Annotated in this window: 11 protein-coding genes; 4 read left to right on the top strand and 7 right to left on the bottom strand. The window is 73.7% G+C overall.

Translation table 11 applies throughout. The annotated features are described in order from the left end of the window. Positions 1–282 precede the first annotated feature (282 nt). On the bottom strand, positions 283–2,871 hold the full coding sequence (locus ACFTWP_RS03715) for a bifunctional FO biosynthesis protein CofGH (protein WP_380262304.1): 2,589 nt from the start codon (positions 2,869–2,871) through the stop codon (positions 283–285). 193 nt (positions 2,872–3,064) lie between these two features. Here ACFTWP_RS03715 and ACFTWP_RS03720 point away from each other — a divergent pair, with 193 nt between their 5' ends. From ACFTWP_RS03720 to ACFTWP_RS03730, 3 genes are read left to right on the top strand one after another with little or no spacing between them, the layout of a single operon-like run. Further along, positions 3,065–4,318: an outer membrane lipoprotein carrier protein LolA gene (locus ACFTWP_RS03720; protein WP_380262306.1), complete on the top strand. Its 1,254-nt coding sequence runs from the start codon at positions 3,065–3,067 to the stop codon at positions 4,316–4,318. Then, complete coding sequence (locus tag ACFTWP_RS03725) at positions 4,318–5,403, top strand: ABC transporter ATP-binding protein (protein ID WP_380262308.1); 1,086 nt, start codon at positions 4,318–4,320, stop codon at positions 5,401–5,403. The genes ACFTWP_RS03720 and ACFTWP_RS03725 overlap by 1 nt, the downstream gene beginning before the upstream one ends. Next, positions 5,390–6,310, top strand: coding sequence for an ABC transporter permease (locus ACFTWP_RS03730; protein WP_380262310.1), 921 nt, complete (start codon positions 5,390–5,392; stop codon positions 6,308–6,310). The genes ACFTWP_RS03725 and ACFTWP_RS03730 overlap by 14 nt, the downstream gene beginning before the upstream one ends. A 91-nt stretch (positions 6,311–6,401) precedes the next feature. On the opposite strand, the gene rarD is transcribed toward ACFTWP_RS03730, so the two are convergent. Both rarD and ACFTWP_RS03740 read right to left on the bottom strand, forming a co-directional pair. After that, complete coding sequence (gene rarD, locus ACFTWP_RS03735) at positions 6,402–7,403, bottom strand: EamA family transporter RarD (protein WP_380262312.1); 1,002 nt, start codon at positions 7,401–7,403, stop codon at positions 6,402–6,404. 109 nt (positions 7,404–7,512) lie between these two features. Continuing rightward, on the bottom strand, positions 7,513–8,367 hold the full coding sequence (locus ACFTWP_RS03740; RefSeq protein ID WP_380262723.1) for an NAD(P)H-binding protein: 855 nt from the start codon (positions 8,365–8,367) through the stop codon (positions 7,513–7,515). 105 nt (positions 8,368–8,472) lie between these two features. On the opposite strand from ACFTWP_RS03740, the gene ACFTWP_RS03745 reads away from it, so the two are divergent. Then, a complete protein-coding gene (locus ACFTWP_RS03745) occupies positions 8,473–8,865 on the top strand; it encodes a winged helix-turn-helix transcriptional regulator (protein WP_380262724.1) in 393 nt (130 codons plus the stop codon). Between the two features lie 108 nt (positions 8,866–8,973). On the opposite strand, the gene ACFTWP_RS03750 is transcribed toward ACFTWP_RS03745, so the two are convergent. From ACFTWP_RS03750 to ACFTWP_RS03765, 4 genes are all read right to left on the bottom strand, one after another. Further along, positions 8,974–10,017: a 2-oxoacid:ferredoxin oxidoreductase subunit beta gene (locus ACFTWP_RS03750; RefSeq protein ID WP_380262314.1), complete on the bottom strand. Its 1,044-nt coding sequence runs from the start codon at positions 10,015–10,017 to the stop codon at positions 8,974–8,976. Then, on the bottom strand, positions 10,014–12,005 hold the full coding sequence (locus tag ACFTWP_RS03755) for a 2-oxoacid:acceptor oxidoreductase subunit alpha (protein ID WP_380262316.1): 1,992 nt from the start codon (positions 12,003–12,005) through the stop codon (positions 10,014–10,016). Before ACFTWP_RS03755 ends, ACFTWP_RS03750 begins: the two co-directional genes overlap by 4 nt. 225 nt (positions 12,006–12,230) lie before the next feature. Beyond that, positions 12,231–12,893 (bottom strand): response regulator, encoded by a 663-nt coding sequence (locus tag ACFTWP_RS03760; protein ID WP_380262318.1) that lies wholly within the window; start codon positions 12,891–12,893, stop codon positions 12,231–12,233. Between the two features lie 107 nt (positions 12,894–13,000). Then, positions 13,001–14,011: a polyprenyl synthetase family protein gene (locus ACFTWP_RS03765; protein ID WP_380262320.1), complete on the bottom strand. Its 1,011-nt coding sequence runs from the start codon at positions 14,009–14,011 to the stop codon at positions 13,001–13,003. Positions 14,012–14,149: the final 138 nt, after the last annotated feature.

Genomic DNA, 14,149 nt, shown 5'->3' on the forward strand with positions numbered 1-14,149 from the left:
CGCCCCGGCCCGGCCCGGGGCGACCCCGGTGGGGTCAGCCGCGACAGCCGGTGCTGGATACGCGGCAGTGGTCGACGTGTCGACGCCGCACGAGCACGGTCATGTCCCCAACCTAGCGCGGGCCGTGGCGGCGGGGCCACGCCCCGCGGCGGGGATCGTGGGCGTACGGACGCACCGGGGCAGCGCCCGGTCCCGCCCGCGCGCCCCACGGCCACGGCCGGTGCCGAGGCCTCGGCACCGCCGATCCCCGAGGCCCCCGGAGGCCCCCGCCCTTCGCCGCCGCTACTCCAGGACCGGCAGCAGCTCCGGCAGGTGGCCGTCCGAGGCCAGCGCGGCGGCCCGGCGCTCGGCCGGCACCTCGCCGTAGGTGGTGGTGCGCTGGCGGTGCGGACGCCCGGCGGCCTCGGCGATCGCCTGGAGGTCGCGGACGGACTTGTAGCTCCCGTACGCCGAGCCCGCCATCCGCGAGATGGTCTCCTCCATGAGCGTCCCGCCGAGGTCGTTGGCGCCCGAGCGGAGCATCTCGGCGGCGCCCTCGGCCCCCAGCTTCACCCAGCTGGTCTGGATGTTGGGGATGTGGGTGTGCAGCAGCAGCCGGGCCATCGCGACCACCACCCGGTTGTCCCGGGCGGTCGGCCCCGGCCGGGCGATGCCGGCCAGGTAGACCGGCGCGTTGGTGTGGATGAACGGCAGCGTGACGAACTCGGTGAAGCCGCCGGTGCGCTGCTGGATCCCGGCGAGCAGTCGCAGGTGGCCCAGCCAGTGCGCCGGGGTGTCCACGTGGCCGTACATCATCGTGGACGAGGAGCGGATGCCCAGCTCGTGCGCGGTGCTGACGACCTCGACCCAGGTGGCGGCGGGCAGCTTGCCCTTGGTCAGCACCCAGCGGACCTCGTCGTCCAGGATCTCCGCCGCCGTGCCCGGGATGGTGTCCAGGCCGGCCTCCCGGGCCTGCTGGAGCCAGTCGCGGATCGACAGGCCCGTCCTGGTGGCGCCGTTGACGACCTCCATCGGGGAGAAGGCGTGCACGTGGATGCCGGGCACCCGGGCCTTCACCGCGCGCGCGATGTCGAAGTACGCGGTGCCGGGCAGGTCGGGGTGGATGCCGCCCTGCATGCAGACCTCGGTGGCGCCGACGTCCCAGGCCTGGGCCGCGCGGTCGGCGACCTGCTCCAGCGAGAGGGTGTAGGCGTCGGCGTCGGTGCGGCGCTGCGCGAAGGCGCAGAACCGGCAGCCGGTGTAGCAGACGTTGGTGAAGTTGATGTTCCGGGTGACGCAGTAGGTGACGGTGTCGCCCACGGCGTCACGGCGGACGTCGTCGGCGATCCGGCAGAGCGCGTCCAGCGCCGGGCCGTCCGCGTGGAACAGCGCCAGTGCCTGGTCGTCGGTCAGCCGGGTCGGATCGTCGGCGGCCACCGCCAGCGCCTCGCGGACGTCGCCGCTCAGCCGCTCCGGGGCCGCGCCGGCCACCTGCTCGCGCAGCGCCTCCCAGTCCCCGTACACGTCCTCGAAGTCGGCCCGGCGGTCGCCGGTGCGGCCGTCGGTGTCGATGGTGCGGTGCAGGTCCGTGCGCCCGTAGGAGGCGGGCAGGTCCTCGGGCTCCTGCCACGGCAGACCGACGGGCATCGCGCCCTCCCGTGCCAGGCCGGTGACCGGGTCGGCGAGCGCGTTCACGTGCGGCAGGATCCGCGGGTCCAGCCAGGGCTCGCCGCGCAGCAGGTACTCGGGGTAGACGGTGAGGCGCTCACGCAGCTCGAAGCCGGACTCGGCGGTGCGGGCGGCCAGGTCGTCGATGTGCGGCCAGGGGCGTTCGGGGTTGACGTGGTCGGGCGTCAGGGGGGAGACGCCGCCCCAGTCGTCGATGCCCGCGCCGATGATCAGCGCGAACTCGGAGTCGACGAGGTTCGGCGGCGCCTGGATCCGGGCGGACGGCCCGAGCACCAGCCGGGTGACGGCGATGGCGGCGGCCAGCTCCTCCAGCTCGGCGTCGGGCATCGCGCGCATCGCGGTGTCCGGCTTGGCCCGGAAGTTCTGCACGATCACCTCCTGGACGGCGTGGTACTGCCGGGCGGTGCGCCGGATCGCGAACAGCGCGTCGGCCCGCTCCTCGTACGTCTCGCCGATGCCGATCAGCACGCCGGTGGTGAACGGCACGGCGCTGCGCCCGGCGTCCTCCAGCACCCGCAGCCGCACCGCCGGCTCCTTGTCGGGCGAGCCGAAGTGCGGGCCGCCCGGCTCGGACCACAGGCGGGTGGCGGTGGTCTCCAGCATCATGCCCATGGACGGGGCGACCGGCTTCAGCCGCTGGAAGTCCGTCCAGGTGAGCACGCCCGGGTTGAGGTGCGGCAGCAGCCCGGTCTCCTCCAGCACCCGGATCGCCATCGCCCGGACGTACGCGAGGGTGTCGTCGTAGCCGTGCGCGTCCAGCCACTCGCGGGCCTCGGGCCAGCGGGTCTCGGGGCGGTCGCCCAGCGTGAACAGGGCCTCCTTGCAGCCCAGCGCGGCCCCCTGACGGGCGATCTCCAGCACCTCGTCCGGCGAGAGGTACATGCCGTGCCCCGCCCGGCGCAGCTTGCCCGGCACCGTGACGAAGGTGCAGTAGTGGCACTTGTCGCGGCAGAGCCGGGTCAGCGGGATGAAGACCTTCTTGGAGTACGTGACCACGCCCGGCCGGCCCGCCGCCTCCAGGCCCGCGTCGCGGACCTTCGCCGCACTGGCACAGAGGTCCCGCAGGTCCTCCCCCCGGGCCTGCAGCAGCACGGCGGCCTCGGCCAGGTCGAGGGCCACGCCGTCACGCGCTCTGCGCAGCGCCCGCCGCATTCCGTTGCTGGTGGGGGCTGGTGTTCCGGGGGAGGCGTCGGTTGCGTCCATGTCGCGACGATACGCCAGCACTCGACCGCAGGAGGACGGAACCCTGAGGCGGGATCAGGGTCGCCCCCACCGCCCGATGGTCCGTGAGACGTACGCGGATCTGGCCCTGCAGAGCGATGCCCGTGGGCCGCCGGGCGCGTCTAATGGAGCAGGACGGGGCGATCGGCCACCTGACGACGGAGGGGATGACGCGATGAGGGACGAGACGAGCGACGGGCCCGGGGAGAGCGGCACGGCGTACCGGTCCGGGCGGCGGACGGCGGTGCGGGTCCTGGTGCCGGTGGTGGTGGCCGGGGTGGCCGCCGCCGGGATCGGCCTGGTGCCGGCGCTCGCCGACGACGGCGGGCCGAAGCTGCCGGCCCTGACGGCGGAGCAGCTGGTGGCCAAGGCCCTCGGCGCCGAGACCACGACGCTCTCGGGCACCGTGCGGATCAGCGCCGACCTCGGCGTACCGGCCCAGCTGCTCGGCTCCGTCGGCGGCCTCGGCACCGGCGGCCAGGGCGGCGGCGCGCAGGGCTTCGACCCGTCGGCGGCCTCGCCGGAGTCGAAGCTGGCCGGGCTGCTGGGCGGCGAGCACACCCTGCGGGTCGCGGTGGACGGCCCGGACCACCAGCGGGTCGGACTGATCGAGAAGCTCGCCGAGTACGAGCTGGTCCGCAACGGCGACGAGGCCTGGGCCTGGGACAGCGCCTCCAACCAGGCGTTCCACCTGGCCCGGCCGCAGGCCGCCGAGCGCCGCGCGCCGGTGCCGGGCCTGCCGGCCGGCGTGCCGACCACCCCGCAGGAGGCCGCGAAGCAGTTCCTCGCGCTGAGCGCCGGCAGCACCTCCGTCACGGCGGACGGCACCACCACGGTGGCCGGCCGGAAGGCCTACCGGCTGAGCGTGAAGCCGACGCAGTCCGGCTCGACGCTCGGCGAGGTGCGGATCGCGGTGGACGCCGGCACCGGCGTTCCGCTGTCCGTGCTGGTGAAGGCCGCGGTTGGCGACACCGTGTTCGACGCGCACTTCCAGGACGTCTCCTTCGCCAAGCCGGACCCGAAGACCTTCGACTTCACCCTCCCCAAGGGGGCGAAGGTCACCGAGCCGAAGGCCGGCCGGGAAGGCGGCGAGTCGAAGGCCGGCGAGCCGAAGGGCGCCGCCGGGCAGGGCGACGCCCCGGGCGCCGGGGTGGGCGAGGACGCCGTCAACGTGACCGGCGAGGGCTGGACGACGGTGGTCGGGGTGAAGCTCCCCACCGGGACGCTCCCCGCGGCCGGCACGGGCGGGCCCGCCGACAGGCTCGGCGGGCAGAGCGTCCAGTCGCTGGCCAAGGCGCTGGGCAAGCCGGTCAAGGGCGGCACGCTGATCAGCACCAAGGTGCTGAACGCGCTGGTCACCGAGGACGGCCGGCTGTTCGCCGGCGCGGTGACGCTGCCCGTCCTGCAGAGTGCGGCCGGAGTGCGCTGATGACCCAGGCTCCCTCCACGGAGCCCGCCGGGGGCCGGACGCCGCAGGCGCGTCCGGCCCCCGTGGCGGCTCCCTCCGCCCGGCCCGCGGCAGCCTCCGGACCGGCGGCCGACCCGGTGGCCGACCCGGTGGCCGACCCGGTGGCCGACCCGGTGATCAGCACCAGCGGGCTCACCAAGCGCTTCCGCGGCGGCCAGCTCGCCGTGGACGGACTCGACCTGACGGTGCCCCGGGGCAGCGTCTTCGGGTTCCTCGGCCCCAACGGCTCCGGCAAGACCACCACGATCCGGATGCTGATGGGCCTGATCGCCCCGACCTCCGGACGCGCGACGGTGCTCGGCGAGTCCATGCCGCAGTCGACGGGCACCGTGCTGCCCCGGGTCGGCGCCCTGATCGAGGGGCCCGCGCTGTACGGCTTCCTGTCCGGGCGGGACAACCTCGCCCGGTACGACGCCGCCGACCCGACGGCCGACCCGCGCAGCCGGGACGCCCGGGTCCGCGAGGCGCTGGAGCGGGTCGGGCTGACGGCGGCGGCCGGCAAGAAGGCCCGGGCGTACTCGCTCGGCATGAAGCAGCGGCTGGGCCTGGCGGCCGCCCTGCTCCAGCCGCGCGAGCTGCTGGTGCTGGACGAGCCGACCAACGGCCTGGACCCGCAGGGGATGCGGGAGATCCGGGCGCTGGTCCGCGAGGTGGCGGCGGAGGGCACCACGGTGTTCCTCTCCTCGCACCTGCTGGACGAGATCGAGCAGGTCTGCACGCACGCCGCCGTGATGTCGCGCGGCCGGCTGCTGGTGCAGGGCACCGTCGCGGAGCTGGCGGCCCGCGCCCAGGGCCGGCTGGTGGTCCGTACGGCGGACGTCGAGCAGGCGGCCGGTGTGCTGGCCGCCCACGGGCTGGACGGCATCCGCACCGCCGCCGACCGGGTCGAGGCGGAGGCGGGCCCGGGGTCGGAGGACGCCCTGCCCAAGCTCTGCACGGCGCTGGTCGAGGCCGGGGTGCGGGTGCGGGGCTTCGGAGTGGAGCGCGGCACGTTGGAGGACGCCTTCGTGGCGATGACCGGGGAGGGCTTCGATGTCGCGGGCTGAGACGACGGCCGCCGAGGCGCCGGGCGGCGCCGGACGGACGGCCCGGGCGGCCACCGCTCCGGCCGCCGGCCGCCGTCCGCGGACGGCGGCGGGCAGCCTGGCGCTGCTGCGCAGCGAGCTGGTGCTGACCTTCCGTCGGACCAGGACGATCGCCCTGCTGGGCCTGCTGGCGCTGCTGCCGGTGCTGATCGGCACCGTGGTGCGGATCGAGACCGGGGGTGCGCGCGGCGGCGAGGGCCCGGCCTTCATCGCGCAGGTGACCCAGAACGGCCTGTTCCTGGTGTTCACCGCGCTGGCCGTGGCGCTGCCGGTCTTCCTGCCGATGACGGTCGGCGTGGTCGCCGGCGACTCGATCGCGGGCGAGGCGAGCACCGGGACGCTGCGCTACCTGCTGGTCGCCCCGGCGGGGCGCACCCGCCTGCTGGTGGCCAAGTTCGCGGCCGGGATGGTGTTCTGCCTGGCGGCGACGGTGACGGTCGGGCTGGCCGCGCTGGCCACCGGGGCGGCGCTGTTCCCGCTCGGCGAGGTGACGCTGATCTCGGGCGACACCATCGGCCTGGGCGAGGCGCTGCTGCGGGCCGTGCTGGTGGCCGGGGTGGTGGCGGTCTCGCTCGCCGGGCTGGTGGCGATCGGCCTGTTCGTGTCGACCCTGACGGGCAGCGGCATCGCCGCGATGGCGACCACGGTCGGCCTGGTGATCACGGTGCAGATCCTGGACAGCTTCCCGCAGCTGCACGCGATCCAGCCGTTCCTCTTCAGCCATCACTGGCTGAGCTTCGGGGACCTGCTGCGGGAGCCGATGTACTGGGACGGCGTCCTGAAGAACCTCGGGCTGCAGGCGCTCTACGTGGCCGTCTTCGGCTCCGCCGCGTGGTCCCGCTTCACCAGCCGGGACATCACGGCCTGAGGCCCGTCCGCGCGGCCGGGTCGGAGCGGGGCCGGTCGGAGCGGTCCGGCCGGCGCCCGCCGTGGTGGCGAACGCGCCGGCCGGCGCACCCTCAGCCGGAGGTGGCCGGCGCGGCGACCGGGGCGTCGACCGGCGTCGGGGCGGCCTTGGCGCCCGGAGCTGTCGTGGCGGCCAGGATCGCGGCCCGGTCCGCCCGCAGCCGGCGCAGCGCGTCCCAGGTCAGCAGCGCGAGCGCGGCCCAGACGAGGGCGAAGCCGGCCCAGCGGGCGGGCTCCATGGTCTCGTGGAACACCGCGATGCCGATCAGGAACTGGAACACCGGCGCGAGGTACTGCAGCAGCCCGAGCATGGTCAGCGGAACGCGTACCGCCGCGGCACCGAAGCAGAGCAGCGGGACGGCGGTGATCAGGCCGCTCAGCACCAGCAGCCCCGAGTGGCCCCAGCCGTACGAGCCGGGGACGGTGTGGCCGAAGGTGCCCTGGCCCCGGACGGCGAGGTAGACCAGGTAGCCGAGGGCGAAGGGGAACATGAAGGCGCTCTCGACCGCGAGGCTCTCCAGCCCGCTGAGCGCGACCTTCTTCTTCAGCAGCCCGTAGACGGCGAAGGAGAAGGCGAGGGTGAGCGCGATCCACGGCAGCCGCCCGTAGCCGACGCTCAGGACGGCGACCGCGAGGGCGCCGATCCCGACCGCCGCCCACTGGGCCGGGCGCAGCCGCTCGTGCAGCAGCAGGACGCCGAAGGCGATGGTGACCAGCGGGTTGATGAAGTAGCCGAGGCTGGTCTCGACGACGTGCCCGCTGTTGACGCCCCAGATGTAGACGCCCCAGTTGATGGAGACGACGGCGGCCGCCCCCGCCGACATGGCGAGCCGGCGGGGCTGGCGCAGCAGTGGCCTGATCCAGCCCCAGTGGCGCTGGAGGAGCAGCAGCACCACGACGGCGAGCAGCGACCAGACCATCCGGTTGACCAGGATCTCGTCGGCGGGGCTGGGCTCCAACAGGGGCCAGAAGAGTGGGAAGAGCCCCCACATCCCGTACGAGGCGACTCCGAACCAGAAGCCTCGGGTGGCCTCCTGTGGGGATGTCTCTGGCATGACCGCCTGCCCTCCGCGCGCACCGATGTCGAGCCGACGGTAGCGGTCGGCGGGCAGGATGTCATCTCCGTATCAGGTTTTTGGTCATGACAGCCCGGAGGCCGGGCGGTCAGCGCGCCAGCGCGGCCTTCAGCGTCTCGGCGAGCGGGGTGGTCGGACGGCCGATCAGCCGGGCCAGGTCGCCGTTGGAGCGGGCCAGCTCGCCCCTGGCGATCGCCGCGTCGACGTCCACCAGGATCTCCGCGAAGGCCTGCGGCAGGCCGGCGCCGAGCAGCGCCCCCAGGTGCTCGTCGGCCGTCACGTTGCGGAAGGCCACCGGCCGGCCGGTCTGCTCGGCCAGCTCCGCGGCGAACTCCTCGAAGCTCCAGGCCACGTCGCCGGACAGCTCGTACACCCGACCCTCGTGGCCCTCGCCGGTGAGCACCGCCACGGCCGCCGCCGCGTAGTCCCGGCGGGCGGCGGAGGCCACCCGGCCGTCGCCGCTGCTGCCCACCGGGCCGCCGCGCTCCACGGTGCCCGCCAGGTCGGCGGTGTAGTTGTCGGTGTACCAGCCGTTGCGCAGCAGCACGAACGGCAGGCCGGACTCGCGGACCGCGGCCTCGGTCGCCTTGTGCTCGTCCGCGAGCCGGAAGCCGGCGTCGTCCCCGCCGAGCACGCCGGTGTACGCGAGCAGCGAGACTCCGGCGGCCTTGGCGGCGGCCACCACCGCGAGGTGCTGCGGGACGCGCTGCCCGACCTCGCTGCCGGAGATCAGCAGCACCCGGTCGCCCTCGCGGAAGGCGGCGGCCAGCGTCTCGGGACGGCTGTAGTCGGCGGTCCGGACCTCGACGCCGCGGGCGGCCCAGTCGGCGGCCTTCTCGGGCGAGCGCACGGCGACGGCGATCTCGGTGGCGGGGACGGCGTCCAGCAGCCCCTCGACGACGAGGCGGCCGAGCTGTCCGGTGGCGGCGGTGACGACGATCATGTGGTGCTCCTCGGTGGTGTCGCTGGCTTCGACACTCACCCTAAGGACTGCACTAACTATTCGAAAGTACGCACTTTGAAGTAGGGTACTGATGTGAAGGTAAGCATGAAGGTGCCCGTGGAGAACCCGGCGCTCGACCGCGCCCCCGACGTCTACGACCGGATGTGCCCCTCCCGGGGCGTGCTGGAGCACGTCACCAGCCGCTGGGGCGTCCTCGTCCTGGGCGCGCTGAGCGAGCGCGGCTACCGCTTCAGCGAGCTGCGCCGCCGGGTCTCCGGCGTCAGCGAGAAGATGCTCGCCCAGACCCTGCAGACCCTGGAGCGCGACGGCTTCGTCCTGCGCGAGGCCCGTCCGGTGATCCCGCCGCGGGTCGACTACAGCCTCACCCCGCTGGGCGAGGAGGCCGCCGAACTGGTCGCCGCCCTGGCGCACTGGTCCGAGCGCCGCGTGCCGGCCGTCCAGCGGGCCCGCGAGCAGTACGACGGCCGGACCGGCTGACCCCACCCGCGCCGGTCCCGCCCCGGCCGGAGCGCCCGCCCGCCGTCGACCGGCACAGCCGACGGCGCCCCCGGAGGCCGCTCCGGGGGCGCCGTCGGGACCGCTCGCTCAGCCGACCGTCCAGGTGTCGTTGCCGGCCAGCAGGGCGGCCAGGTCGCCCCGCCCGCGCTGCGCCTCGGCGGCGGCCAGCTGCTCCGCCATCAGCACGTCGTAGACCGGCCGCCGGACGCTGCGCAGGACCCCGATCGGCGTGTGGTGCAGGGTGTCCGCGTCCGCGATCCGCGACAGCGCGAAGGCCGTGGAGGGGCCCGCCGCGTGCGCGTCGTGCACCAGTACCCGGGCCTCGTTCTCCGGCGTCAGCTCGGCGACCGTGAGCTCGCCGTCCGCGCCGCGCAGCACGCCCTTGCCGGCGAAGGTCACCGGCCGGCCGTGCTCCAGCCGGATCAGCGCCTCGTCCCGCGTCCCCGGCTCCTTCAGGACCTCGAAGGCGCCGTCGTTGAAGATGTTGCAGTTCTGGTAGATCTCCACCAGGGCCGTGCCCTCGTGCTCGGCCGCCGCCCGCAACACCGACTGGAGGTGCTGGCGGTCCGAGTCGATGGTCCGGGCGACGAAGGTGGCCTCCGCCCCGATCGCCAGCGACAGCGGGTTGAACGGCGCGTCCAGCGAGCCCATCGGCGTGGACTTGGTGACCTTCCCCAGCTCGCTGGTCGGCGAGTACTGGCCCTTGGTCAACCCGTAGATCCGGTTGTTGAACAGCAGGATCTTCAGGTTCACGTTCCGCCGCAGCGCGTGGATCAGGTGGTTCCCGCCGATCGACAGCGCGTCGCCGTCGCCCGTCACCACCCAGACCGAAAGGTCCGGGCGGGACGCGGCCAGGCCGGTCGCGATCGCCGGCGCCCGCCCGTGGATGGAGTGCATCCCGTAGGTGTTCATGTAGTACGGGAACCGCGAGGAGCAGCCGATCCCCGAGACGAACACCGTGTTCTCCCGGCGGATGCCCAGCTCGGGCATGAAGGCCTGCACGGCGGCGAGGATCGCGTAGTCCCCGCAGCCCGGGCACCAGCGCACCTCCTGGTCGGTCTTGAAGTCCCTGGCGGTCTGCGGGCCGTCCGCTTTCGGAACCAGGTGGAGGGAGCGGAACGGTTCGGTCACTGCTGGTCTCCTTCGAGGGTTCCGATCGCGGCGAGGAGCACGTCCGCCAGCTGCGCCGCCTTGAACGGCAGGCCGCGGACCTGGTTGTAGGACTGCGCGTCCACCAGGTACCTCGCCCGCAGCAGCAGCGCCAGCTGCCCGAGGTTCATCTCCGGCACGATCACCCGCTCGTACGCCTTCAGCGCCGCGCCGAGGTTCGCCGGGAACGGGTTGAGGTGGCGCAGGTGGGCCTGGGCCACGCTGCCGCCGTCGGCCCGCACCCGGCGCACCGCGGCGGCGATGGGACCGTACGTGGAGCCCCAGCCCAGCACCAGCACCCGGGCCCGGCCGTCGGGATCGTCGACCTCGACGTCGGGGACGGCGATGCCGTCGATCTTGGCCTGCCGGGTGCGGACCATGAAGTCGTGGTTGGCCGGATCGTAGGAGATGTTGCCGGTGCCGTCCTGCTTCTCGATCCCGCCGATCCGGTGCTCCAGCCCCGCCGTGCCGGGCACCGCCCACGGCCTGGCCAGGGTCTGCGGGTCCCGCTTGTACGGCCAGAAGGCCTCCGAGCCGTCCGGCAGCACGTGGTTCGGCCCCTGTGCGAAGTCCGGCGCGATCTCCGGGAGTTCGTCCACCTCGGGGATCCGCCAGGGCTCCGAGCCGTTCGCCAGGTAGCCGTCCGAGAGCAGGAACACCGGCGTCCGGTAGGTCACCGCGATCCGCGCCGCCTCCAGGGCCGCGGCGAAGCACTCCGCCGGCGTCGCCGGGGCCACGATCGGCACCGGCGCCTCGCCGTTGCGCCCGAACATCGCCTGCAGCAGGTCCGCCTGCTCGGTCTTGGTCGGCAGGCCGGTCGACGGCCCGCCGCGCTGGATGTCCACCACCAGCAGCGGCAGCTCCAGCGAGACCGCCAGGCCGATCGCCTCCGACTTCAGCGCCACCCCGGGCCCCGAGGTGGTCGTCACCCCCAGCGCGCCCCCGAAGGCGGCCCCGAGCGCCGCGCCGATCCCGGCGATCTCGTCCTCCGCCTGGAAGGTCCGCACGCCGAAGTCCTTGTGCCGGCTCAGCTCGTGCAGGATGTCCGAGGCCGGTGTGATCGGGTACGAGCCGAGGAAGAGCGGCAGCCCGGCCCGCTCCGCCGCCGCGATCAGGCCGTAGGACAGTGCCAGGTTCCCGGAGATGTTGCGGTACCGGCCCGCGGGCAGCGCCGCCGGCGCGATCTCGTACGAGACCGCGAAGTCCTCCGTGGTCTCGCCGAAGTTCCACCCCGCCCGGAAGGCGCTGACGTTGGCCTCGGCGATCGCGGGCTTCTTGGCGAACTTCGTCCGCAGGAACGCCTCCGTCCCGTGCGTGGGCCGGTGGTACATCCAGGACAGCAGGCCCAGCGCGAACATGTTCTTCGCCCGCTCGGCGTCCTTGCGCGCCAGCCCGCTGTCCTTCAGCGCCTCCAGCGTCATGGAGGTCAGCGGCACCCGGTGCAGGTGGAAGGCCTCCAGTGACCCGTCCACCAGGGGGTCCGCCGAATAGCCCACCTTCGCCAGTGCGCGTTTCGTGAACTCGTCGGTATTCACGATGATCTCCGCGCCGCGCGGAAGGTCGGCGAGATTGGCCTTGAGAGCGGCCGGATTCATCGCCACCAGGACATTCGGCGCGTCCCCCGGCGTGAGGATGTCATGGTCCGCGAAGTGCAGCTGGAAACTCGACACTCCCGGCAGGGTTCCGGCGGGGGCCCGGATCTCCGCGGGGAAATTCGGCAGCGTCGACAGGTCGTTGCCGAACGACGCCGTCTCCGAGGTGAACCGGTCGCCGGTGAGCTGCATTCCGTCACCCGAATCGCCCGCGAACCGGATGATCACCCGGTCCAGCCGTCTGACCGGCTTGGGGCGCCTGGGCCGCGGCCCGGACGGCGGTACCGGACCCGAGGCTCCCTCGTGTCCGTCCGAGCCGTCCACTGCCTCCGACTGATCGACCTGACTGGTCACTGCGGCGGACCTCCTCGTGGGCATCAGCCGCGGGCGTGAGCCGTGTGCCCCGTCCGCCTGGTGCACCCTTCGCATCCTATGCGCGCGGGTAATCCGTAGGCCGGAACTTCGACGTGCGGCGGGAACTGCATCATCGATGTCTTCTTTCCGCACGCGCGGCGGCCCCGGAACTCCGCCACGCCCCCACCGGAATCCGGAATCCGGACACTCCCGCCACCCGGCCGGGGATCCGGCCGGGAAGTGCGGATATCAGGAGTTCAGATAGGTGAGCACCGCGAGCACCCGGCGGTGGTCCTCGGGGCTCTGGGCCAGACCCAGCTTGAGGAAGATGTTGCTGACGTGCTTCTCCACCGCGCCGTCGGAGACCACCAGCTGCTTGGCCACCGCGGTGTTGGTCCGGCCCTCGGCCATCAGCCCCAGCACCTCCCGCTCGCGCGGGGTGAGACCGGCCAGGACGTCGCCCTTGCGGCTGCGGCTGAGCAGCTGCTGCACCACCTCCGGGTCCAGCGCCGTGCCGCCGGCGGCCACCCGGACCACCGCGTCCACGAACTCACGGACCTCGGCCACCCGGTCCTTGAGCAGGTAGCCCACGCCCCGGGTGGAGCCCGCCAGCAGCTCGGAGGCGTACTGCTCCTCGACGTACTGGGAGAGCACCAGCACGCCCAGCGCCGGGTACAGGCCGCGCAGGGTGACGCACGCCCGGACGCCCTCGTCGGTGTGGGTCGGCGGCATCCGGACGTCGGCGACCACCACGTCCGGCAGGGCGTCGGCGGCGGCCAGTTCGTGGATCGTCTTCAGCAGCGCCTCGCCGTCCCCGACGCCCGCGACGACCTCCAGCCCGCGGTCGGTGAGCAGCCGGGTGAGGCCCTCCCGCAGCAGTACGGAGTCCTCGGCGATGACGACGCGAAGCATGGCGGCCTTCCGGCTGGGCGGACTGACGGTACGGAGCCTCAGTCTTCCCTATCGGTGCCGGCGCCCGGACCCGAACCCGGCACCGGGCCGGGCGCCGGCACCGGACCTCACATGGTCCGGATCGCCACCGCGTCGCACAGGCCCTGCAGGGCGGACTTGGCCGGACACTCCGGCAGCGGGTCGAGCAGCGCGCGCGCCTCCTCGGCGTAGCGCAGCGTCTCGCGGCGGGCGCGCTCCAGCGCGGGGTGCTTGCGCAGCAGGCGCAGCGCCTCGCCGTGCAGGTCGTCGTCGGCGAGGTCGAGCTGGAGCAGCTCGCGCAGCCGGGCGTCCGCCGGGTCGGCGTCGTCCGCGGGCATCTGCTGGAGCAGCAGGATCGGCAGGGTGGGGACGCCCTCGCGCAGGTCGGTGCCGGGGGTCTTGCCCGACTCGTGGCCGTCGCTGGCGATGTCGAGGACGTCGTCGGCCAGCTGGAAGGCGGTGCCCATCCGCTCGCCGTACTGGGTCAGGATGTCGACCATCCACGGCTCCGCGCCGGACATCAGGGCGCCGAAGCGACAGGAGACCGCGACCAGCGAGCCGGTCTTGCCGGCGATCACGTCGAGGTAGTGCCGCAGTGCGTCGTCCTCGGGGCCGGGGCCGGCCGTCTCCAGGATCTGGCCGGTGACCAGCCGCTCGAAGGCGTCGGCCTGCAGCCGGACGGCCTCCGGGCCGAGGTCGGCGAGCACCTGCGAGGCGCGGGAGAACAGGAAGTCGCCGGTGAGGATGGCGACCGAGTTGTCCCAGCGCGAGTTGGCACTGGGGGCGCCGCGGCGCACCGGCGCCTCGTCCATGACGTCGTCGTGGTAGAGCGTGGCCAGGTGGGTCAGCTCGACCACCACGGCCGCCGGGACGACGCCGGGGGCGTACGGGTCGCCGAACTGCGCGGCCAGCATCACGAGCAGCGGGCGGAAGCGCTTGCCGCCGGCCTCGATGAGATGGCTGGCGGTGATGGTGATGAAGGGGACGTCGCTCTTGACGGTCTCGGCGAGCGCGGCTTCCACCGCGTCCATGCCGGTCTGGACGTCGCGGGTCAGATCGCGGTCCTGCACGCTGAGCCCGAAGGGTCCCACGACGGTCACGAAGACCACTCCTGTCCCTGGTCGATCTAGCGGCCTGGTCCCTGAGTGCCGCCGCTGGCCATACAGGCAGGGTATCCGGTCACGAGTGGATCACTGCACGGGCGTGCGGGTCTGTCATGGTCGGGCCGACCGGGCCCG

This window comes from Kitasatospora sp. NPDC057015, from assembly GCF_042673745.1.
In the GTDB taxonomy this organism is placed as follows: domain Bacteria; phylum Actinomycetota; class Actinomycetes; order Streptomycetales; family Streptomycetaceae; genus Kitasatospora.